General features: G+C 46.1%; 20 protein-coding genes. 11 read left to right on the forward strand and 9 right to left on the reverse strand.

The annotated features are described in order from the left end of the window. Nucleotides 1–80 precede the first annotated feature (80 nt). From Q1B11_RS12965 to Q1B11_RS12990, 6 genes are all read right to left on the reverse strand, one after another. Nucleotides 81–1,343 carry an ABC transporter permease gene (locus Q1B11_RS12965; RefSeq protein ID WP_299733324.1) on the reverse strand — a complete coding sequence of 421 codons (1,263 nt, stop codon included), beginning with the start codon at nucleotides 1,341–1,343 and terminating at the stop codon, nucleotides 81–83. Further along, nucleotides 1,343–2,065: an ABC transporter ATP-binding protein gene (locus Q1B11_RS12970; RefSeq protein ID WP_299733327.1), complete on the reverse strand. Its 723-nt coding sequence runs from the start codon at nucleotides 2,063–2,065 to the stop codon at nucleotides 1,343–1,345. Before Q1B11_RS12970 ends, Q1B11_RS12965 begins: the two co-directional genes overlap by 1 nt. Further along, nucleotides 2,065–2,697: a DUF2796 domain-containing protein gene (locus Q1B11_RS12975; protein WP_299733330.1), complete on the reverse strand. Its 633-nt coding sequence runs from the start codon at nucleotides 2,695–2,697 to the stop codon at nucleotides 2,065–2,067. Before Q1B11_RS12975 ends, Q1B11_RS12970 begins: the two co-directional genes overlap by 1 nt. Nucleotides 2,698–2,734: 37 nt before the next feature. Further along, nucleotides 2,735–3,136: a hypothetical protein gene (locus Q1B11_RS12980; protein ID WP_299733332.1), complete on the reverse strand. Its 402-nt coding sequence runs from the start codon at nucleotides 3,134–3,136 to the stop codon at nucleotides 2,735–2,737. A 273-nt stretch (nucleotides 3,137–3,409) separates the two neighbouring features. Next, nucleotides 3,410–3,871, reverse strand: a complete 462-nt coding sequence (locus Q1B11_RS12985; protein WP_299733335.1) for a permease — start codon at nucleotides 3,869–3,871, stop codon at nucleotides 3,410–3,412. A 329-nt stretch (nucleotides 3,872–4,200) separates the two neighbouring features. Continuing rightward, nucleotides 4,201–4,410 (reverse strand): cold-shock protein, encoded by a 210-nt coding sequence (locus Q1B11_RS12990; protein WP_067521575.1) that lies wholly within the window; start codon nucleotides 4,408–4,410, stop codon nucleotides 4,201–4,203. Nucleotides 4,411–5,303: 893 nt separating this feature from the next. On the opposite strand from Q1B11_RS12990, the gene Q1B11_RS12995 reads away from it, so the two are divergent. Beyond that, nucleotides 5,304–5,618 (forward strand): hypothetical protein, encoded by a 315-nt coding sequence (locus Q1B11_RS12995; RefSeq protein WP_299733338.1) that lies wholly within the window; start codon nucleotides 5,304–5,306, stop codon nucleotides 5,616–5,618. A gap of 5 nt (nucleotides 5,619–5,623) precedes the next feature. Here Q1B11_RS12995 and Q1B11_RS13000 read toward each other — a convergent pair whose 3' ends face one another. Then, the gene (locus tag Q1B11_RS13000; RefSeq protein WP_299733341.1) at nucleotides 5,624–6,076 is read right to left on the reverse strand and encodes a ferritin-like domain-containing protein; all 453 of its coding nucleotides are present in this window, start codon (nucleotides 6,074–6,076) and stop codon (nucleotides 5,624–5,626) included. 362 nt (nucleotides 6,077–6,438) lie between these two features. Here Q1B11_RS13000 and Q1B11_RS13005 point away from each other — a divergent pair, with 362 nt between their 5' ends. The 10 genes from Q1B11_RS13005 to brxL all read left to right on the forward strand — a co-directional run bounded on the left by Q1B11_RS13005 (nucleotide 6,439) and on the right by brxL (nucleotide 21,916). Next, nucleotides 6,439–6,795 carry a hypothetical protein gene (locus Q1B11_RS13005; protein ID WP_299733344.1) on the forward strand — a complete coding sequence of 119 codons (357 nt, stop codon included), beginning with the start codon at nucleotides 6,439–6,441 and terminating at the stop codon, nucleotides 6,793–6,795. A gap of 339 nt (nucleotides 6,796–7,134) precedes the next feature. Then, nucleotides 7,135–7,347 (forward strand): helix-turn-helix domain-containing protein, encoded by a 213-nt coding sequence (locus Q1B11_RS13010; protein ID WP_299733347.1) that lies wholly within the window; start codon nucleotides 7,135–7,137, stop codon nucleotides 7,345–7,347. Then, nucleotides 7,344–7,961 carry a DUF1819 family protein gene (locus tag Q1B11_RS13015; protein ID WP_299733350.1) on the forward strand — a complete coding sequence of 206 codons (618 nt, stop codon included), beginning with the start codon at nucleotides 7,344–7,346 and terminating at the stop codon, nucleotides 7,959–7,961. Before Q1B11_RS13010 ends, Q1B11_RS13015 begins: the two co-directional genes overlap by 4 nt. Next, nucleotides 7,958–8,563 carry a DUF1788 domain-containing protein gene (locus tag Q1B11_RS13020; protein ID WP_299733352.1) on the forward strand — a complete coding sequence of 202 codons (606 nt, stop codon included), beginning with the start codon at nucleotides 7,958–7,960 and terminating at the stop codon, nucleotides 8,561–8,563. Before Q1B11_RS13015 ends, Q1B11_RS13020 begins: the two co-directional genes overlap by 4 nt. Nucleotides 8,564–8,577: 14 nt before the next feature. After that, nucleotides 8,578–12,129 (forward strand): BREX system P-loop protein BrxC, encoded by a 3,552-nt coding sequence (brxC, locus tag Q1B11_RS13025; RefSeq protein WP_299733354.1) that lies wholly within the window; start codon nucleotides 8,578–8,580, stop codon nucleotides 12,127–12,129. Further along, the gene (locus Q1B11_RS13030; RefSeq protein WP_299733356.1) at nucleotides 12,126–13,196 is read left to right on the forward strand and encodes an AAA family ATPase; all 1,071 of its coding nucleotides are present in this window, start codon (nucleotides 12,126–12,128) and stop codon (nucleotides 13,194–13,196) included. Before brxC ends, Q1B11_RS13030 begins: the two co-directional genes overlap by 4 nt. Beyond that, nucleotides 13,193–13,729 (forward strand): hypothetical protein, encoded by a 537-nt coding sequence (locus Q1B11_RS13035; protein WP_299733358.1) that lies wholly within the window; start codon nucleotides 13,193–13,195, stop codon nucleotides 13,727–13,729. The genes Q1B11_RS13030 and Q1B11_RS13035 overlap by 4 nt, the downstream gene beginning before the upstream one ends. A 41-nt stretch (nucleotides 13,730–13,770) precedes the next feature. Further along, nucleotides 13,771–17,286 carry a BREX-1 system adenine-specific DNA-methyltransferase PglX gene (pglX, locus tag Q1B11_RS13040; protein WP_299733360.1) on the forward strand — a complete coding sequence of 1,172 codons (3,516 nt, stop codon included), beginning with the start codon at nucleotides 13,771–13,773 and terminating at the stop codon, nucleotides 17,284–17,286. 9 nt (nucleotides 17,287–17,295) lie between these two features. Beyond that, nucleotides 17,296–19,806: a BREX-1 system phosphatase PglZ type A gene (pglZ, locus tag Q1B11_RS13045; RefSeq protein WP_299733362.1), complete on the forward strand. Its 2,511-nt coding sequence runs from the start codon at nucleotides 17,296–17,298 to the stop codon at nucleotides 19,804–19,806. Nucleotides 19,807–19,852: 46 nt separating this feature from the next. Continuing rightward, nucleotides 19,853–21,916, forward strand: a complete 2,064-nt coding sequence (gene brxL, locus Q1B11_RS13050) for a BREX system Lon protease-like protein BrxL (protein ID WP_299733364.1) — start codon at nucleotides 19,853–19,855, stop codon at nucleotides 21,914–21,916. A 57-nt stretch (nucleotides 21,917–21,973) separates the two neighbouring features. Here the strand turns inward: brxL and Q1B11_RS13055 are convergent, their stop codons facing one another. After that, nucleotides 21,974–22,207 (reverse strand): hypothetical protein, encoded by a 234-nt coding sequence (locus tag Q1B11_RS13055; RefSeq protein ID WP_299733366.1) that lies wholly within the window; start codon nucleotides 22,205–22,207, stop codon nucleotides 21,974–21,976. A 115-nt stretch (nucleotides 22,208–22,322) separates the two neighbouring features. Further along, nucleotides 22,323–22,532 (reverse strand): cold-shock protein, encoded by a 210-nt coding sequence (locus Q1B11_RS13060; protein ID WP_299733368.1) that lies wholly within the window; start codon nucleotides 22,530–22,532, stop codon nucleotides 22,323–22,325. Between the last annotated feature and the right edge of the window lie 185 nt (nucleotides 22,533–22,717).

The raw sequence follows: 22,717 nt of genomic DNA on the forward strand, positions 1-22,717 counted from the left end.
TAACTATGTGATCGTAGCTACAACGCGGCAGAGTGGCTGACCACCGAGTCAGAAAATATGGTTTCATATGGTTGGGTACTTTATAGCCTGATGGTTAAGCCATCGGCCAGCGAGTTCCGATAGGCTTGCCATGCAGGCACCGTACCTAACAGTGTGGCACAACCAATAATGGCAACCATAAAGAGCAATTCAAAAGTGCCCGGTAAGGCAATGGCTATTTGCAACCCAAGCTTGATTTGCAAAATCGGCTGAATTGCAAAAAGCAGCCCGTATAAAAAAAGGACACCCAGAATTACGCCGGCAACACCATAAATCATCGATTCAATCATCATCAGCGCAAATATATGCCCCGGTCTTGCGCCAACCGAACGGAGAATGGCCATCTCACGGCGTCGTTCATCCAGCGATGTCAAAATCGTGGTTAGCATACCAATCAAACCGGCGATCACCACCATCACCGATATGGCCAACAAGGCTTTTTCTGCAGAACCCACCAGTTGCCAGAGTTCACCCAGAGCGACACCCGGCAGAATCGCCGTCATCGCTTCTTGAGGGTATTCATTCACTTTGCGCTGAAAACGAAAGGCGGCAATGCGGGATTTCAAACCAACATAAAAAGCCGTAATCGTGGTTGGCTGCAGCGACATACTCCGGACTTTATCCGCCGACACCGCCAGCATCGCATTGGGAGCAGCGCCATTGATCCAGTCGATATGCAATGCCTCAATCCCTTCCAGCGAAATCAGAATGGTGCGATCCATCGGCGTGCCAGTGGGTTTAAGAATGCCCGCGACACGAAATGGCTTGTCGTCATGCTTCTGCAATGACGTACTCTCAAGGCCGTGGCTCAGGACTATATCCTGATCCAGTTGATATCCGAGAGAGGCAGCAACTTCTGAACCAAGCACCGCATCAAATAAATCGTCAAAAGGAACACCGCTGCGAAAGACCAGAGGCTGATCATTGCCGTAGCGGAAATATGGGAACATTTCCTGCGAAGTACCCACCACCCGATAGCCTCGATGGGAATCGCCCAAAGCAATCGGAATGGACCACGCCACAGCGCTATCGGAGGTCAAATCCTGATAGGTTTCCCAGGTAATATTGTTGGTAGCGTTTCCCATATGAAACACGGAATAGAGCAGCAAACTTAACGAACTGCTTCTGGCACCCACCACCAGATCCGTACCCGACACAGTACTGGTAAAACTGTTTCGGGCTTCAACCCTCAGCCTTTCAACCCCCAACAACAGAGCTACGCTGACGGCAATGGAAAGAATCGTCAGCAGTGCAGTGGTTTTACGGTTATTCAGGCTTTTTAACGCCAGTTGAAGAATCGACATCACGCCACCTCCCCAGTAGACGACGCAGAGTGCTGACTTGCCCGATTCACTCTATGAAGTGGAAGGCAACGATCAAACAATGCTTCCAGAGAATGGTCATGGCTAACAAAAACCAATGTGCTTCCTGTTGCCTCACACTCAGAAAACAGCAGTCGTATAAATGCTTCACGGGAATCAAAGTCCAAAGCCGACGTTGGTTCATCCGCAATAATAATATCCGGACTGCCAATCAGTGCACGAGCTGCCGCCACTCTTTGTTGTTGCCCAATACTGAGCTCCGTCACCGGGCGCTTTAACAATTCGGGATCACTGAGCCCAAGAAGAGCCAACAAGCGCATCGCTTCTGCTTCAGGAGAAACACCTGACCGCTGAACGGCTTGTGCCCGTTCGCTGGCAAACCCCAGGGGCAACGTGACGTTTTCTACCACGGACAGGTAGGGAATCAGATTAAACATCTGAAAAATAAAACCCACATGCCGGGCGCGGAAGTGATCTCGCTGAATGGGTGACAAACGACTGATGTCGTCATCAAGCACCTCCACTGTGCCAGAAGAAGGCGTCAAAACACCGCCCAACAAACCGAGCAATGTCGTTTTACCGGAACCCGAAGGGCCATGAATAAAGACCTTTTCACCTGGGTGAATCACCAACTCTGGAATATCCAGAACCAGTGATTCAGCCACCCAGCTGAAACGGACATCCTTAAGATGGATAACCGACATTAAAAGCGAACCTCAGGCTGTTTGCGGGTCATGGTGCCCGCTGTTTGACCTGAAGCGGTAAAACCCTGCACTTTCAGAGACTCGCTATTTGGGAAACGTTTAAACAGATTGGTAGAGATCCGCTTCAGTGCTTTGGTCTGTGCACACTCGTAAACGTAGGTCGCCTCAAAATCCATATGGGCGGACGCTTGCGCGCCTTCGTCATGATCATCGTGAGCCCCGTGATCATGGTGGTGCTCTTCATGGCCGTCTTCATAGCTGTCTTCATGGCTGTCTTCATGATCATCGTCGTATTCTTTATGATCTCCCTCTCCTCCTGCAGTCGCCGAAGCCGTTGTTAACTCACAACCAGCCACAGCAGGAAATAACCACAAATCACCATGCTCAAGCTCATGAAGTGCTTCACTGACTTGTTTACGCTGTGTATCCGTAGACACTGCCTCAAAACCCAGAATATCAAACCCGGGGATTTCAAGTTCTATATGAAGCTGTTTACCCTCTACCGCAAAGTTTACATGCCCTGCCCCATGGACATGGGCATCCGCATGGCGACTCTCGCCATGGTTGTGAGCCAGAGCGACAGAAACAATGGATGTACTGGCCACTGCCAGCAGTTTAGAAAAATAATGCATGTTCAAATCCTGAATATTAATTTTAATCGGTTTTACATCAGGTTCTGGTAAACGGCGGCGCTCTGATTTTCTTCTTTATCGGTGTTGAAGTCGTAAACGATAGGAGGCTCAGCGCATCGTCATAAACAGTAACATACAGCGCCTGAGGTTTCTGACAGGGTAAGGAAGCAGCAACTTGAGCCACCAGCGAGCAACCATGGGTGTGTTGCTTATCGGACTGCCAGTTAGCAGATAACGCCTCATCCTGCTCCTGGTCTATAAAGCTTGAGCCTGAATCATGATGCTCATCATAATATGTATTTTCTGCCCCAGTCTGAGGGCTCGAGTGGACATGACTCAGAGCGTAGTTGACCACCAGCAGATAAATCATCATCAGCAAAACAGGAAGAAATACCTCCTTCTTATTTTTACCTATGATTCTCTGGATACTGATGGACACTTTTGTCAGGCTTCCTTTCACGTGCTTCTATTTGATCAATGTTCTACTAAGTGCCGGATCAGGCCTGTCACTTATATCATGTCTGTTGGCTACAGATAAAACAAAATGTACCCGTCGCCTTTCAAGTTGCCACTTTGTTGGCTGCGCATGCTCACTTGCCGCCGCATAGCAACTTGGAATCCTTTGGGTATAGAGTAAAGAGGTCACTTCAGCCTGTCATCGCAGTATTTGAAAACTATAAAATAATTTTGATGACGCGCCTTAGCCCCGACATTAAGCAAATATCAGCTGATACGCATACCCGGCAGTCACCGCCATCCCAAACACTACGAACAAAAAGGCGATGATCAGTTTATTCTTAAACAACGATTTAAGCAGAATTACATCAGTAATACTGGCGCCTGCTGAGCCTATGATCAGAGCAATAAGTGCGCCTATACCCATACCTTTTGCAAGTAGCACTGAGCTCAGAGCGATTAACGATTCCACCGTGATATACAACGGAACACCAATAACCGCAGCAGCAGGTACTGCCAACGGATTTTCAGGGCCTGCTACCGCCGTAATAATTTCGGTAGGTACAAAACCATAAACGAATGCACCAATACCAACACCAACACCAACACCAACACCAACACCAACACCAACACCAACACCAACACCAACACCAACACCAACACCAATCATTAAGTAAGGAAATGCACGCTTAAAGTCAAACGCTGCATTTTTGAACATACGAACAAGCAAATAATCCTGACTCGGTTTGCTGGAACTGCATGTTGTTCAGGTAAGAGAGGGGAAGTCGATTCGCTGCACAGCCAATTACGATACTTTTGATGCAGCGTTTCACTACATTCGCAAGAACTGTGGTATGTGCCCAGCGACGTATTAATGCCTCAAAGCCCAACACCTTTGTCTTCGCGAAGGCTTTATCGACGGTAAACGGCACTGCCAGCATACTGGACATGATTTTTTTGAGCACAAAAAAAAGGCAGTACTCGAAAGCACTGCCCTTTTTATACGCCTAAATAAAGTCTAAAAACTGCAATTGTGCAGCTCAGACATTACAGAGGACGGATGTCTTCAGCTTGTGGGCCTTTCTGACCCTGAGTGATGGTGAACTCAACGCGCTGGCCTTCAGCCAGAGATTTGAAGCCATCACCAACGATTTGACGGAAGTGTGCGAACACGTCTGGACCGCCATTTTCCTGAGCGATGAAACCAAAACCTTTCTCGTCATTGAACCACTTAACAGTACCGGTAGTAGTAGACATAGTCATATCCTGAAACTTAATAATAAAAGTGCCTTGTAATAAGGCGGTTGAGCTAGAAGCTTATTATCACTTATGAAGAGTATGGCGAGTTACTACACCCGGAACATCAAATCTTTGCATAAAAAATAAATCACACTTTTAACGTTCCGCCATTATACAGAGTATTATCCTAAACGCTATAGGCACTTGTATTCAATAAATAATATCGGTTACTCACTTATATGATGGCACAGATGCCTAGCACACCCTTTCTGACTGAACGACTGGAGAATTGGACTTCGCTATATCTGTAAGCCTGATGCCCAAATAGAGCCCTATTCCTGCTGACAACGTATCTTCCGCTATTCATTGCCATCAGTCGTTGCAATATCGAAGTATGGGTACCCACCTTCAAGAGGTTTACAATGCTCTGAGACTACCAGAGAGGTCACTTTAGGAGATCTGGCGAACTACCGGCAGTGTACCACTATTCAGAAAGTGGGACCCTCCAACCTTTCATACAGCCCGTTAACAACAATGGCTTTGAGGCAGCTGGCAAATGAGGACAGCACATTATAAAAAGTCGTTGCGGACTTTGAGATGAATAGCCACCCGCTCCCCATTACACTCTTCAATTTTAATTGTCAGCACCTTACGCATGGCTTCAATATTATTGTCGCCCCTAGGAGCCTGTCGGACTTACCACTGACCTACTGCGAAAAAGCCGGATTTGGCCATTTTTTATGCTCCTTTTCGTTGAATAGCTCGCTATTTGCCTCCAATGAGCATAAAAACTGACTCAAACCGGACTTTTTCTCGCTACGGTCGGCTAAGTCCGACAGGCTCCTAGTGCCTCTGCACTTCAGAAGTGAAGATCGATACAATCCGGAGAAACACTGCACGCGAGAATCGCTATGGGCTTTAAGACCGAACCTACTGGCTATATTAAAACCGCCATTTCAGACCTTCAAGGTACATGGGAAAATTTGAAAGATTCCACGATTGAGCATTTCGGCTTTGAAAATTCCGATAAGCTCATGTTCCATATTCATGAAGGCATGAGCTGGGAGTCTGTCCGCGACTTGAATAAAATGAAAGATGCCATGATTCTGATCCAGAACATCACCAACGCTTCCGAAACACCCGGCGAGGTGACCTTCTGGGTTGAAGAGCTACGCAGTCAGTTTGATGAAACACTGGCTGCGATCGAGGAGGGGGATGCAAAATAATAAACTTAAACTACGCTGGCAATCTCTCCTGGCTGCCTGAGCATTTTGTCTATGTCGCCAATATGGGTTTCTTCTTCAGCAATTAAACGACGAGCATACTCTTCAACCACCACCAGTTTAGCCTTCTCAGCTAACGACAATAGATCATAATAGTATTTTACCCCTTGCTTTTCAAAGTCCAGGGATTCCATAAGGATGTCGTGAATATCATGTTTTGAGGTTTCCAGAAGCCCCCCTATACCAAGTGAAGGGTGCTCACCAAAGTAAGTGATCATTTCTCCTGCCTCATATGCATGATTCAGAGTTTCTGTTGCAGCTGAGCGAAACCACCCTACAATGGGAATTCGACTATAGCCAAAAACCATAAAGCTGTAGTGGCTGTATCGAACAACACCTGCCAACTCATGCTCCAGAATCTGATTCAATTTGACCACTATGGCCTGCTGCTCAGCGGACATAGGCACCTCATCTCAATGTTATATTTGAGTACAAAAGTATAGTTCGGATTATCAGTCCTCCAGTTGAACGGCGAGGATGATAAAGTTCGTATTCCGTTCCGAGCCCCTACCATACTTACGTGCTAAATCCTCCAGCACGACCTTCTGCATAACAAACTGATTTAAATAAAGAAAAGTACTGGAGGTCTCGCAAGGCAAAGTCCTCCACTTTTTCAGAGAGAAAAGAGAAAACGGCAAAAAACAGTAAAAAACAGCTTGTTTGCAGGGAGGGCGAATCCTCCAGCGAAGTGCGTTTAACCCTTTGTTTACAGGACCTATAAACGACAAAACCCTTACGACAGATATCGTAAGGGTTAAGGTGTATGGCGGTGGGGAGGGAACCAAGTGCGGAATTTTTTGATATTAATGTCTCAACTAATGATCTTCAGCAATCACTTTTGCAACCAGTGGAACCATTTACACTCTTTTTTGTCATAAATACTGAGAAAATAACTGGAGTGACTGTCATGTCAGGAAATATCGGCCTCTACATTTTTACAGAAGAGCGACTCATGGAGTTTGCAGCAAACATTCACAATGCGTCCGTTCTTTCCACAATAAGAAAGATGAATAAGATGACCTCACCTCAACAAGTGCGAGCTATGAGGAATAATGGAGCAAGCCTACGCTGGGATGAAAAGACCCTTAAGAATGTTGTTGATGCAAACATTAAGCCTTAATCATAACGATAACGGGTTAGCTTATCATTGCCTAAGTACCCTTTATAAATAAGGTGAAATAAGGGGGTGCTAACCCTCTCTCATGCACATATGAGATTACTAATCTTGAACCATTTAATGCGTCTCTGTCGACTATGCCGTATCACTTTTTTCGTAACATCCTGAATTTTACATTTACTTAAAAATCAAATTCAGTACCAGATCATGCTAAATCGGTAAAGATCGGCTTTACAAGCACCAACAACCTCATATAATCAGTTAGTTAACCTGTAGCCTCAGGCATGCTCCTGGCACACAGAAACTACCAATCCAACCACTTGTCTTTCCAAGAGCACCATCATGGCTGAGATTGATGACCGCTGGCTGTCAATGACTGAAATTTGCAAGCATTTGGGTGTCAGCAACGATACCGTTTACAAATGGATAGAAAAGCAGGGTATGCCTGGACACAGAATGGGTCGGCTCTGGAAATTCAAGAAATATGAAGTGGATGACTGGGTAAAATCAGGAGGGGCAGCTGAACCAACTATTCGAGAGAATGAAGCTCTATGACCCAACCTTATAAGCTTTCTTTCACCGCTGGCAGCCTACTGCCAAGAGAGTCCTTGGCTCTGGCCCAGTATTTACTCGATCTTGGTACGTGGGAGCTTGCGAGGGAAAAGGCATTGTCAGAGAACCTTCTCCAGACAAGAACACTGAGCACAGCAATCAGGACTATTCGTGAAATTGGTCATCGGCTAAAAACCCTTGCTCCGATGGAGTTAGAGTTTTTAGTACACTCTACATCTGCAGATCAAGCAGCGATGCTATGGGTTGCTATCTGCCGCTATTATCGGTTTATTGGGGAATTTGCAATTGAGGTTATCAGGGAGAAATTCCTCTCCATGAGCTACCAATTTGAAGAGGAAGATTTTGATTACTTTTTTAATCAAAAGGCAGAATGGCATGATGAGCTGGAGAGTATTCAGCAAGTTACCCGGGACAAATTGAAACAAGTTGTCTTCCGCATGCTGCGAGAGGCAAACCTCATGACAAAGGAAAACAGAATCATCCCTGCTGTACTTTCTTCAGAGTTTGTTGTGCTTTTGTCCAGCCATAACCCAAAAGAACTCACGTTTTTTCCAATTTACGATCACCTACTTAACACAGGAAGTGACCACCAGTGACATATGACCAGAGATCAGATAGAGACCTGTTAGATCACCTGGTTGCGGTGATCTCTAGCGATCGCTTTCTCAAAATGCAGGGCTTAGGCAATGAAGTACCTTTCTTCATCTGTCCTTTCGACCCTAGGAAAGCGAACAATATTGAAAAAATTCGTAAAAATTTATCCAGCCAACTTCTGAGTAATGGCGTTGATATTCTTGAGATAAACCTCTACGACCTTTGCTTCGATCTCCTTAATAGAGATGATGACTGGAGCTGGTATGTTGAAAAAGAACCTGAAATAGGCAAAGAGAAACTGCTTGAAGATATGCAGTCCATTCTTGATGTTGAGAAGAATATCATCCCAGCCATTGCTGAGCGCATGAAAGCCAAGAAGTTTGGCATATTGATATTATCCGGTGTTGGAGAAGTATTCCCAATCATCCGCTCACATAACTTGCTCAGCAACTTACAAAGTACTGCGAAATATCAGCCCACCCTGATGTTCTTCCCGGGCACCTATTCATACTCGCCAGAAAAGGGATCGTCTCTAGAACTCTTTGGCAAGTTGCATGATGACAACTACTACCGTGCCTTCAATATTCTGAATAGAAGCGCTTAAGCGAGGGATTTGCAATGACAACCGTTCTCAAAGATATTTTCCTGCGTCCTATTGACCGTCCTATTGAAGGTGTCATCAAAGCGGATGATGAAGAAAACCTCCGTAATGAACTGGAAGAATACGAACTGATCCCTGAAGTAGCCAGGCGCCTGGAAATTTTTCTTGATGCTTACAACAACTACACCAATGCAAACGGTGTATGGCTTTCTGGTTTCTTCGGCTGTGGTAAGTCACACCTTCTGAAAATGCTCTCACTGGTATTGGAAAACAGAGAAGTAGGTGGTGCAAAAGCAGCTGATATTTTCTTACCCAAGTGCAAAAAAGACAGTGATATCCTTCATGCCGACATGGAAAAAGCGGTCAGAGTCCCATCCAAAAGCATTCTATTCAATATTGACCAGAAAGCAGACGTCATCAGCAAAGAACAGACAGATGCTCTGATTGCCGTTTTTATCAAAGTATTCGACGAGGCCTGTGGTTACTATGGCAAACAACCCTATATAGCAAAGTTTGAACGTGAGCTCGATCAGGAAAACCTCTTTGAAAGCTTTAAAGAGCATTTTGAACACCTAGCCAATCGTGACTGGTATTGGGGACGTACCCGCCCAACTCGGGTAGCCTCCTTTGTTGACGACGCTTATCAAGAAGTCACCGGCCAGTCTGTTAAAGACGTGCTGGATAAATATCGATCAGACTACAAGCTCTCCATAGAAGACTTTGCAGATCAAATTAACCAGTACATCGCACAACAACCTCCGGGCTTTCGTCTGAACTTCTTTGTCGATGAAATTGGGCAGTATATCGCCGATAAAACCAAGCTGATGACCAACCTGCAAACACTGGCAGAATCTCTGGCCACAAAATGCCGTGGTCAGGCATGGGTTATTGTCACGGCACAAGAAGAAATCAGTGACATCATTGGTGACATGACCCAGAGTGACAGCAATGCAGACGCCTTCTCAAAGATCCAGGCTCGCTTTAAATATCGCTTAAAGTTAACCAGTGCGGACGCTGCTGAAGTTATTCAGTTGCGATTACTGACCAAAGGTGAGCAGGGAATTAACCTGCTGTCAGATACTTACCACCAACAGCACAATAACTTCAATACGCTATTTAGTTTTACAGATGGTGCGCAAACCCATCGCAACTTTAAGGATAAAGAGCACTTTATACACTGTTACCCATTTATTCCTTACCAGTTTACGCTCTTCCAATCTGCCATTCAGAACCTTTCCAGGCACAATGCCTTTGAAGGTCGTCATAGCTCAGTAGGTGAGCGGTCTATGTTGGGCGTGTTTCAGGATGTCGCTAAAATGGTAGGCGACCGCCCTGTGGGACAGCTGGCTACATTTGATCTCATGTTCGAAGGCTTGCGAGCCACATTGAAATCCAACGTCCAAAGCGCCATCCCCGTTGCCGAGAGAAACCTCGGTGACCCTTTTGCTGTCCGACTGTTAAAGGCCCTTCTCCTAGTAAAGTATGTCAAAGAGTTTAAGCCAACCGTTCGAAATATGAGCGTGCTGATGCTGGAAAGCTTTGACCAGAATATCAGTGATCTGCAGAAAAAAGTTGAGCAGGGGCTGGCACTACTGGAGCAGCAAATTTATGTTCAGCGTAATGGCGACGTCTATGAATATCTGACTGATGACGAAAAAGATGTTGAAAAAGAGATCAAAAATACTGAAGCAGACTCCCGGAAGGTCGCTGAACATCTGGACAAACTCATCTTTGACTCAATCATAAAACATCGAAAAATTCGCTTTGATGGTAATGGCCAGGACTACATCTATTCAAGAAAGCTGGATGAAAAGTTCCATGGTCGCGAGCACGAGCTGGCCATTCATATCATCTCACCTTTCCATGAAAATGCAGGCAATGCAGAACTTTTGCGCATGCAGAGCATGGGCAGAGATGAACTCCTTATCGTCATGCCAGCCGATCCTCAGCTAATGCAAGATCTGGTGATGTATGAAAAGACATTGAAATACATTCGGCACAATAGCCAAAACGCCAATGATGCCATCCGTCGCATCATTGCTGAAAAAGGTCAGGCAAATGAGGATCGTAAGAAATTAATACAAAAACAAGTCGCCGCGCTGTTAGTCAAAGCGCCAATGATAGCCACCGGCAGTGATATTGACGTCACCAGCGATGATGCTCAGACTCGAATAATCCGTGGCTTTCAAGGGTTGATAAATCGTGTCTACCCCTATCTGGGCATGCTGCGCAGTACATATAAAGAAGAAGATATTCCAATCTGTCTGGAAAAGGGGAAAGACAGCCTGTTCAGTGGCCAGGCCACCAATCTCTCGGAAACAGAACGAGAAGTACTGTCATTTATACAGGGCAACAAACGAGGTGGCGTTAAAACCAACATTAAGTCACTCCTGGAAAAATTCGAGAAAAAGCCTTATGGCTGGTACTACGCAGCCATTCTCTGCACACTTGCCTACCTCTGTGCCCGTGGCAAAGTCGATGCAACCATTGACGGCATGCCACAGGAAGACTCGGAATTAGCCTCTGCTCTAAGAAATACTCACGGCCATACCAAAGTCATACTCGAACCACAGGCGGACTTTACCGCTGCTGAAGTTCGTAAGCTGACTGACTTTTATGATGAGTTCTTTGACAGTCCTCCCTCGGCTAATGAAGCCAAGGCGCTGGGTAATGAAACCAGCGTTAAACTGGAGGAGCTGCATCATAAACTGGACAAACTCTATGCCCAAAATGGCAACTATCCTTTCCTGAATCTGCTAAAGCCTGTTCTGGAAGATCTTGAAAACCATAAAGGTAAACCCTATGGCTGGTATCTGACCGAGTTTCTTAAAAGTGAAGATAATCTGCTGAAGCAGAAAGAAACGCTTATTGATCCAGTTATTCGCTTTATGGCAAATGACAGCACCCAACGAGCCATTTATGATGAAACCTCAGCTTTTATCCTGAGTCAGAAAGACAACTTCCCCTATGTTCAGGGTATAGACTGCGATGCGGTAGAGGGCGCACTTACCGACAAAGACTGCTTCCGTGGTAACCGTATGCAGCAACTGAAAGTTAAGCTGGATGATCTCAAAATCCGGGTTGAAGAGCAGCTAAGTGCCGAAATCGATACCGCCCGCACAACCATTGCCGGGAAAAAACAGACTTTTTCTGATCAAAATGACTTCAGTAAAGTTACGATAGATCAGCAATCACAGCTGCTACAGGCATTTGATAATACCAGTACTGCGATTGCCAATCAGAAACTGATTGCCCTGGTTCGGGATAAACTGAGAACCTTCGAGGAAGTCGAGTATCCACAGTTACTCACTCAACTGCTTACCTGGGCAACCCAGACATCACCTTCAACTGCTGGAGAGGGAGGCAACAGCAAGCCTCATAATGAAGGACCAGGGTCATCCAGCACGGTAAAACCCTCGCCAAAAGTGGAGATCATTTCCAAAAGCCAGATCAAAGTCCCCTTTGATCAACCCCTGCTGGCCAATGAACAGGATATTGACCGATATCTGTCTTCTATGCGGGAAGTTTTGCTGACACAGATTAAAGAAGGTAAAAAGGTACAGGTATGATCGAATCACTGGAACTGCGGGAGTTCACTGCCTTCCACCGACTGAAAATAGAGTTTTCAGCCAAAATAAACGTCATTATTGGTGCCAATGGCACCGGTAAAAGCCAACTGTTAAAAGCGGCCTATGCTCTTTGCTCGGGCGAGAGCAAACTGAAGTCCGGCAATGACATCAAGCAGGACGATATTGAAACAGAACTGGCAAAACTATTGACCAGCCTGTTTATGCCTCTGGATGGCAAGCTGGGAAAAATGCGGAAGAATGGTGCCGGTACGGGTAAGGCAAACCTTAAATCCTCCTTTACATCCGGTACCGATGTGGAGCTGGAGTTCTCCAACAATGCAACCAAAAAAGTTCAGTTGGAAAATATTACCCATTTTCAACAAAAGCGGGCTGAGCCAGTATTCTTCCCGACTAAAGAAGTACTGGCCCTTATGAAAGGCTTTGTCAGCCTGTACCAGCAGCGAGAGCTCTCATTTGATCAAACCTATCAGGATATCTGCCTTCAGTTGGACCTCCCGCCAATAAGGTCAGAAAAACTGACAGAAAGGGCCAAGTGGGCAATGGCTGAGCTTGAGCAAGTCTGTGGTGGTCGCTTTATCTTCTATGGCGGTGGTAATGTCACCTTCAAATCCTCAAAAGATGGCACTGAATATTCCGCAAACGCCATTGCAGAAGGCTTTCGTAAGGCCGGAATGCTTTCCCGCCTGCTGGAAACCGGAACCATTCGCCCTGGTGAAAGCGGCCCCTTGTTCTGGGATGAACCGGAAGCCAATATGAACCCAAAGCTTATGGAGCTGCTCGTTCAGATCCTGCTGGAGCTATCACGTAATGGCCAACAGATCATCCTTGCTACTCATGAGTACGTACTATTGAAATGGTTCGATTTACTCAAAACATCTGAGGATCATATCCGTTACCACGCCCTCTATCAGGACGAAGACACCGGCGAGATCAAAATCGACTCTACTGATGATTATAAATCGCTGTCGCCCAACGCTATTTCAGATTCCTTCAATGATCTGACCAAAAAACAGGTGAGCCTGAAAATGGGGAACCTGGGTAAATGAAGTTAACCGAAAGTGATCTGGCGATAGATTTCACCGACGCCATAGATGGTGGAACTCTGGTGTTTGATCAGATGAAACCCACGCAACCCAATTACCACGGGTTAAGTGAACAGCACCGAGTCGATTTTGTGGTTGAGCTTGAAGAAGCCATTCTTTTTGTCGAGGTGAAAGATCCGGGGCACCCAAGAGCTCAAACAGAAGGGCTGGAGAAATTCCATAAAGAGATTGAAAACGGCACCCTGAGCAGCACTTTTGCCAATAAATTTATTGATACCTTCTTGTATCGCTGGGCAGAGAGAAAGGTCACCAAACCGGTTCATTATCTTAGCCTGGTCACCTTGGATCTTGAGCTAAACGCCAATCTGACCGATGAAGTTACCGCCAAAATGCCACCTGCTGGCAGAGCAGTTGATCGTTGGCAGCGGTCAATCTATGAAAACTGCCAGGTCTTTAATCTGGAGACATGGAACGAGAACTTTCCTAAATGGCCTGCCACCCGCATCAGCGAAGCGGCTAACCAGACGCTCACCTAACGAATTCACAGTGAGCATTCTGCTCATATCAAGGTCTCATTATGGATAAACCCACCCAAGCCAAACTGAAAAAATTTGCCCAGTATGCCCGCACCAGTCTGATGGAACAGGTGAGCACCCGGCTAAAACTGGTACTGGAGCCCTCCAGCGCCGCACGTCGTGAAAATCCACCAGCAGTGGCAGCACTGGAACAGCAGATTCAATCCACCAGCCAGCAGCAGGTGATTGAACAAGTGGCCTACACCTGGTTTAACCGTTTCTGTGCCCTGCGTTTTATGGACATGAATGGCTACACACCGCTGGGCATTGTCTCGCCTGAAGCTGGGCAGTTTCAGCCTGCCATCCTGGCGGAAGCCAAAATGGGCCATATTGATGACAAACTGGTCTCCAATGAAAAGACCCGCCAGCATATTATGGCGCTACTGGATGGCTCAGCAACAAGTCAGGATCCGCAGGGTGAAGCCTATCGACTGCTGCTGGTGGCCGCCTGTAACTCCTATAACAAAAGCATGAGTTACCTGTTTGAGCGCATTACCGACTACACCGAACTCTTACTGCCAGCAGACCTACTCTCGGGCAGTGCCATTCTCTCCTATGTGCAACAGGCCATGACGCCAGAAGCCTGTAAAAGCGTTGAAGTGATTGGCTGGCTCTATCAGTTCTACATCTCCGAGAAAAAGGATGATGTCTTTGAAGCCCTGAAGAAAAATAAAAAAATCACACCGGAGAATATTCCCGCCGCTACACAGCTCTTTACGCCCCATTATATCGTGCGTTACTTGGTGGAGAACTCTCTGGGACGACTCTGGATGCTGAATAACCCAAATTCCAGACTCATTGACCGGATGGAGTACTACATCAAGCCGGTCGATGTGGAAACCGATTTTCTGAAAGTCGCTTCACCGGAAGAACTGAAAATCTGCGACCCAGCCTGTGGCTCCGGCCATATGCTCTCTTACGCTTATGAACTGCTCTATGCCATTTATGAAGAAGCCGGTTATGAGCCCAATGAGATCCCCGAAAAAATCCTGATCAACAACCTCTACGGTATTGAGCTGGATGAACGCGCCGGTGAACTCGCCTCCTTTGCGCTCTCCATGAAAGCGGCGGGAGGTAACCCGGCAGAAAGCAAAACTAACCATCGTCGCTTCTTCCGCAATCCGCTGCAGCCCAATATCTGTGTTCTGCAAAATGTGGACCTGCGTCCGGAAGAACTGAAAGGCTATATGGACTTTGTGGGCCGGGATCTCTTTACCATGGATCTGCAAACCGCCCTGTGCCAGTTTGAAGAGGCCGATAACTTTGGTTCCCTGATTAGCCCGACCCTGACCGATGTAGCAGGTATTCGCGATATTCTCAAAGCCAAAGATCTGGAAAACCAGTTATTTCTTGGGGTAGTTCATAAAAAAGTACAGATAGCATTAAAGCAGGCAGATTACCTGAGCCCGAAATACCATGTGGTGGTGGCAAATCCGCCCTATATGGGCAGTAAGGGAATGAACCCAAGACTGAAGAAGTTTGCTACTGACGAATTCCCCAACAGTAAATCTGACCTGTTTGCCATGTTTATCGAACGCTGCCTGATGCTGGTGCAAAAGCAAGGGCTAGTCGGCATGATTACTATGCAGAGCTGGATGTTTTTGTCGTCTTTTGAAAAATTACGTGCCAGTTTATTGGGTTGCAACACATTGACGACAATGGTTCATTTAGGCGCTAGAGCATTTGATAGCATTGGGGGGGAAGTCGTTGCAACTACAGCATTCACTCTTAACAGAACGCTCAATGAAAAACTAAAAGGCACCTACATCAGGCTTACAGATACCGACTCAGAACTGGCAAAAAGCAACGGAATCCTTGAATCTATTTCATCAAACCAGAACATGTATTTTGCGTCAACAAGTGACTTTAGAAAAATTTCTGGAACACCCATTGCCTACTGGCTGAGTAAAAATGTTGGGAATATATTTTCTAGCACCCCCTCTATTTCTGCAAATTACTCTGTAAACCCGGGGATCAGAAGTGGTCAGGATGAACTTTTTTTAAGACTTTGGCATGAAGTTTCGCATAATAATATCCAATTACACCTATCTTCAGCAACAGAGATGAAACCTGATAACAAGTGGTTTCCAATGCACAAGGGTGGAACATACCGGAAGTGGTATGGTAACGCACAACATGTCATTGACCTTTTTAACAATGGGCAAAATATAAAGGAAAAAAGCCCAGACTTTCGTCTGCGTGATAGTAAATTTTACTTCAAGCCCTTTGTTTCTTGGTCACGTATTAGCACTACCGATATTTCATTCAGATACTTTGCCTCCGGCGTTCTCTTTTCTGATGCAGGCCCCGGCATTTTTGCAAATGATGACTGCTTAAATGTAATTGCCTTGTTAAATTCTAAGTTAGGTACTTATTTCCTCAAAATAATTAATCCTACAATGAACTATCAAAAGCAGGATATTGAAACCGTACCATACAAAAAAATTGAAGCTAAAGATCTTGTTAAGAAAGCAGTTGAGTTAGCTAGAAAAGATTGGGATTCAGCTGAAACTTCGTGGGACTTCTCTGCTTGTCCTCTACTGCTAGATCAAAATAGCAACCCTGAAAAGCTTGCATGTACATATAGGAAAGTTCGTCAAGACTGGATGAATGCTGTTACGTCTATGTTAGAAATTGAAGAATCAAACAACAATCTCTGTATTACAAAATTTGGCCTTGAAGGTGAATTTTCTGGGAAAGTGGAGACCCAAGATATTTCACTTGTTTGTAATCCGTACTACCGCTATGGGATGGATAAGAGCGAAGAAAAACTTGAAAAGCTACTTCTAGCCGACACAATCCGCGAGTTTATCTCCTACGCAGTCGGCTGCATGTTCGGCCGCTACTCGCTGGATAAACCCGGCCTGGTTCTCGCCAACCAGGGCGACACCCTTGAGGAGTATTTGCAACAGATCCCCCAACCCAGCTTTATGCCCGATGCCGATAATGTCATCCCCATTCTCGAAGAGAGCTGGTTTACTGACGATATTGTTGATCGCTTCCATGACTTCCTGAAGATTACCTTTGGAGAAGAGCACTTTGAGGAAAACTTGTCGTTTATTGAGAACGCTATTGGCAAAGATATCCGCAAGTTCTTTATCAAGGATTTCTACACTGACCATACGAAACGCTATAATAAGCGCCCTATCTACTGGCTATTCTCCAGCCCGAAGGGGCATTTCAATACGTTGATCTATCTGCATCGCTACCGCCCGGATACCGCCAGTGTGGTGCTCAATAAGTATCTGCGAGAGTTCACTGTCAAATTGAACGATGAGAAAAAACGCCACGAGCAGATCAGTATTGATCCCAATGCCTCTGGCCCGGAAAAATCCAAAGCCCTGAAGCAGATCGCCCGGCTCGACAAGATGCTGGAGGATATCGAAGAGTACGAACACGACACCCTCTTCCCGCTTGCCACAGAACAACGGAGCATCGACCTGGATGAAGGGGTAAAGGTAAACTACAACCTTCTGGGCAAGGCACTGAAGAAAGTGCCCGGACTCACCGGTAAATAAAGGGTTTTCATGTCAAAAATTCAAGAGGCTCTGCAAAAGCGTTTTCAGACTCATCGCATCGTGTTCTGGTATGACGCCCAAAAGGAACTGCGCCAGGACTTTGAAACCGTGGATCTGCCCGGGGTGGAAAAAGTTGAACTCAGGGATAATGAATTTGCGCTGAAATACCGACTGCTGCGGTCAGAACCGGAACAGAAGTTTCTGCTTTACCGGGAAGGATCGGAGCCCGGCTACCGGGATAACTGGCTGCTGGATGTCCAGCTGGCTAACAATGAGTTTCGTACCGACCAGGCCTCACTCTGGCTGTCGGAACTGGAGCTCGGACTGGAATTCAGTGAGCTGGTGCAGAAATACCCGCTCTTTTTTGAAGCCAAGTCCCGCCTGATTGCCCTGAAAAAAATACTGGGTGACCGGGATTCCCACAGCCAGATCGAGCTGAAAATGCTGTCAGTCTGTGCCAGTTCAGAACCCCGCATTGATGCTATTCTGGAAGCCTTGCTGCAGGAACTGGCCAGGGGAAAAGAGGACAAAGCAAAACTGCTGACTCGTTGTCAGCTAGACACCCTGCTCTGGAAACAGCTTGAACGCCATTACGGTTATCACTCTGAAGCCCCCGGTATTCACGATTTTGCCATTGAACTGTTTAAATCCTGCTTTGCCATGGCTATTGGTGGCTCAGTGCAATTAAGCAGTGAAGCGTTGGTCTTTTTAAAGCGATGGAAAGACAGCCGCCGTTACGGCGATGCTTTTGAAACCCTGTCAGCCCAGAGTGCAGCCATTTTGCAAATGGAGCAGAAACTGAGCGCCATAGACTTCCGTCAGTTGATGGACGTTGACTATTTCGAGCTGATCGACCAGAAACTTCTCAGCGAGATGGTGCATGGAGTTACCGAACGCTCCATTACCAGTGGCGAGCTGTCCAACTGGGTGCGCCAGCGTCGGCAGAGCCATTGGCACGATAAATACCAACACATATACGCTGCTGTGGATTATGCGGCACAGTTTATGTCAAAACTGGATAATAGCCTGCTAACCATGGATGCCAATAACGAAACCATGGCAGAAGGCATCAAAAAATACACGGATCAATGGTGTCAGCTGGATCAGTTTTACCGAAAATTCATCTGGCATAAGCGGCAATCTGCTGAGGCTACGCTGCTGAATGAACTGAACACCCAGATTGAAAACCTCTATACCAATAACTATCTACTGCCGGTGAATAACAGTTGGCAGGCTGTGGTTGATAAATCTCATCGCTGGGCCGCCTCCCCAGTAATGAGCCAACAGCACTTTTGGCGCAATAAGGTAAAACCATTCCTGAGCAAAAAGGATAGAAAGGTCTGTGTCATCATTTCCGATGCCCTGCGCTACGAAATTGGCCATGAACTGCTGGGATTGATTCGACGAGAAGACCGATTTGATGCAGAGTTAACGCCTGCTCTATCAACACTCCCCAGTTACACACAACTGGGTATGGCGGCCCTGCTACCTCATCAGACACTGGCATTGGCAGACGACACTACCAGTACGGTGCTGGTAGATGGCATCAGTTCCAGAGGAACCGACTATCGGCGTAAGATTCTCGACGCAGGGCACCCGGGCAAGGCCTCTGCAGTGCTGGCTAAAGATTTGATGTCAATGGACCGGGATCAAAGTCGTGAACTGATGAAAGCGAATGATGCTCTGTACATCTACCACAATCTGATAGATAAGACCGGGGACAGTAAAGACAGTGAAGAACGGGTCTTTAATGCTGCTGAAGATACGCTGAAAGAGTTGCTTCTGCTGGTGAAAAAACTCACCAATGCCAACGTCTATAACATTCTGATTACGGCCGATCATGGTTTTATATATCAGGACAGAGCTCTGGATGACAGTGAGTTCTCCTCGAGTGTACCGGAAGGTGACACCATTCTTTACAGGGACCGCCGTTTTATCCTTGGGAAAGGACTGAAGCCAGCCGCAGGATTGAGCCACTACTCTTCTGAGTCTTTGGGGCTAGGTGGCGATATGGAAATTCAGATTCCAAAATCCATTAATCGTTTAAGGCTCAGTGGCTCTGGAAGCCGATTTGTCCATGGCGGTTCTACTTTGCAGGAAGTGGTGGTCCCGGTCATCAAGATCAATAAAAAGCGTAAGAGTGATATCTCATCTGTGGGCGTACAGATCCACCCCGCTGTCAGCAAAATGATAACATCCGGACAATTGACCGTTCGACTGTACCAGCAGGATCCAGTCACGGATAAGGTTCAGTCAAGAAACCTACGTGTTGGTATTTATACCCTGGCAGGGGAACTGATTTCCGATTCTCATGATCTACAGTTTGACATGACATCCGAGAACCCAAGGGACCGGGAGCTGCAAATTCAACTGGTGCTTTCCCATGAAGCCGATAAAGCCAATAATCAGGAAGTAGTACTACGGCTTGATGAGAAGCATGCAAGCACTACTCACTACCAAGAATATCAGGCCGTTCGATTCCAGCTGCGCCGATCCTTTACCAGTGATTTTGATTTTTAATTAATAACCAAAGCAAGAGACATACTGATTCATTATGAACCGTTCCATGAGCGCCCTGGACCAGAAGATTAACACCCATTTCCCGGGGCTTGTGGTTCGAAAAGACTTGGTCAAGACTGTTAAGGGCAATGCCATTGTGCCCTCTTATGTGTTGGAGTACCTGCTGGGGCAGTATTGTGCCACCAGCGATGAACCCAGTATTCTAAGTGGTATTGAAACCGTTAAGGAGATCCTCACTAAGCATTATGTGCATCGCAATGAAGCAGGTCTGATCCGCTCAACCATTCGGGAGAAAGGGCGCCATAAGGTAATTGACCGGATCAGTGTAGCTCTGAATGACAAGAAAGATTGCTATGAAGCGCAATTTGCCAATTTAGGTATCAAAAAAATCCTTGTGGATTCTGCTACGATCAAAGCACACCCAAAGCTTCTGGTCAGTGGCGTCTGGTGTATTGCTGATGTGGAGTATGAGCATACCGAAGACAAGGATGCCAGCCCATGGATTATGGGTTCCATTAAACCGATCCAGCTCTCCCATTTTGATTATGAGAGTTATTTGTCCTCACGGAGTCAGTTCACAACCGATGAGTGGATTGATTTGCTGATTCAGAGTGTTGGCTTCAATCCAGAGTTATTTGGAAAACGCAGTAAACTGACACAACTGATTCGCCTGATCCCCTTTTGCGAGCGTAATTATAATTTGATTGAACTGGGGCCAAAGGGTACGGGGAAGTCTCATATTTATTCAGAATTTTCACCCCATGGCATTTTGCTTTCCGGGGGTGAGGTTAGTGTCCCTAAACTCTTTGTTAATAATTCCAGCGGAAAAATTGGCCTGGTAGGTTATTGGGACACCGTGGCATTTGATGAATTTGCAGGAAAGAAAAAGCGGGCAGACAAAGCATTGGTCGATATCATGAAAAACTACATGGCCAATAAATCGTTTTCCAGAGGGGTTGAAACCTTAGGAGCGGAAGCGTCCATGGTGTTTGTTGGTAATACCCGACACACCGTTCCCTACATGCTCAAGCATTCAGATCTGTTCGATGAACTGCCAGCAGCTTTTTATGATTCTGCATTTCTGGATCGGCTACATTTTTATATCCCGGGCTGGGAAGTAGATATTATTCGAGGAGAAATGTTCTCTTCAGGCTATGGTTTTGTAGTTGACTACATTGCTGAAATCCTGCGCCACCTGAGGAACCATGATTATTCCGATCAATACCGGGATAAATTCACATTGTCGCCAGCCATTTCGACACGTGATCGTGATGGCATTAACAAAACATTCTCAGGGCTAATGAAAATCCTGTTCCCTAATGGCGGAGCAACTGACCATGAAATAGAGGAAATCCTGGTCTTTGCCATTGAGGGGAGAAAGCGTGTTAAAGACCAACTAATGCGCATCGACTCAACTTATGCGGAGGTTGATTTCTCATACGATAATTCTGAGGGTAAAGCGAAAGCCGTCACAACCTTGGAAGAGCGCGAGTATCCGAATTACTACTTTAAAACTGTTGAGACAACTGAAATCCCTGAAACAGCTGCTGAAGCCGAGCAAGCGGCTACACAGTCTTCACCAACGCCTGTAGTTACACCAATTGCCAGAGAGCCTGAGCTGCCAGAGCAGCACCTGACGTTTGATGAAAATCAACGGGGAATATCTTACGACTTATTATTTGCTCCTTACTTAAAAGATGCCAGAGAACTAACGGTCACCGACCCGTATATTCGTCTCTTTTACCAAACGAGGAACTTTATGGAGTTTCTCGAGACTTTTGCAAAACAGCTTCCTACCGGAGAAGAAGCGAAGGTTCACCTGGTGACGGTTCTGGACGAATTTAAGGGTGATCAACTAATAGAGAATCTTGAAAAAATGAAAGAGTCCTGTGAAAGTGTGGGTATCGAATTATCTTGGTCTTTTGATGAAACCGGATCTTTACATGCTCGACATATTACTACCGACCATGGCTGGAAAATATCTCTAGATCGTGGTTTGGATATCTTTCAGCAGTACGACATGAATGAGGCTTTTTCATTCTCTAACCGGTTGCAGCAATTCAGGGCTTGTAAAGCGTTTGAAGTTACATTTTTGAAAGTAAGCTGCTGATCATTCGTTGTTTATTAATCTCGCAACCTCTTAATTTCAATAATAGTACCTTCAAACTTAAACCCTCACTTCGAACTGCGCTAAGCTCGGCGCAGTTCCTTTTATTTCTCCATCTTGAATGAATGCCTTCTGCCCAACGATGACAGATTCACCCTTGACGGTAACAACTGCACCATCCCTGAGAGCAACCTGGCTGGTGCCATTGCCATTATTGGCTGTCACCGTGGCCACAAACCGTACCCCTTCAGGTATAAGAGCCTTGAACTGCTGCCAGATATTAATGGTCGCCATAAGCCCATTCTCCTTTTTTGCTTTCTTCAAACACAAAAAAAGGGCAATGCCCGAAAGCACTGCCCTTTTGTACGCCTAAATAAAATCTAGAAGCTGCAGCCTTGCAGCCCTGACATTACAGAGGACGAATGTCTTCTGCCTGTGGGCCTTTCTGACCTTGAGTAATAGTGAACTCAACACGCTGGCCTTCTTGCAGTGACTTGAAGCCATCACCAGTGATTTGACGGAAGTGAGCAAACACGTCTGGTCCGCCGTTTTCCTGAGCGATGAAACCAAAACCTTTCTCGTCGTTGAACCACTTAACAGTACCGGTAGTAGTAGACATAGTCATATCCTGAAATTTAATAATAAATGTGCCTTGCCCTGTTTTTAAACAAGACTGGCGGTGGAGCTAGAAGCTTATTATCACTTATGAAGAACATGGCGAGTTACTACACCCGGAACATCAAATCTTTGCATAAAAAATAAATCACACTTTTAACGTTCCGCCATTATACGGGGTAGTATCCT

Origin of the sequence: uncultured Endozoicomonas sp., assembly GCF_947495845.1 — a bacterium.
Lineage (GTDB): Bacteria > Pseudomonadota > Gammaproteobacteria > Pseudomonadales > Endozoicomonadaceae > Endozoicomonas.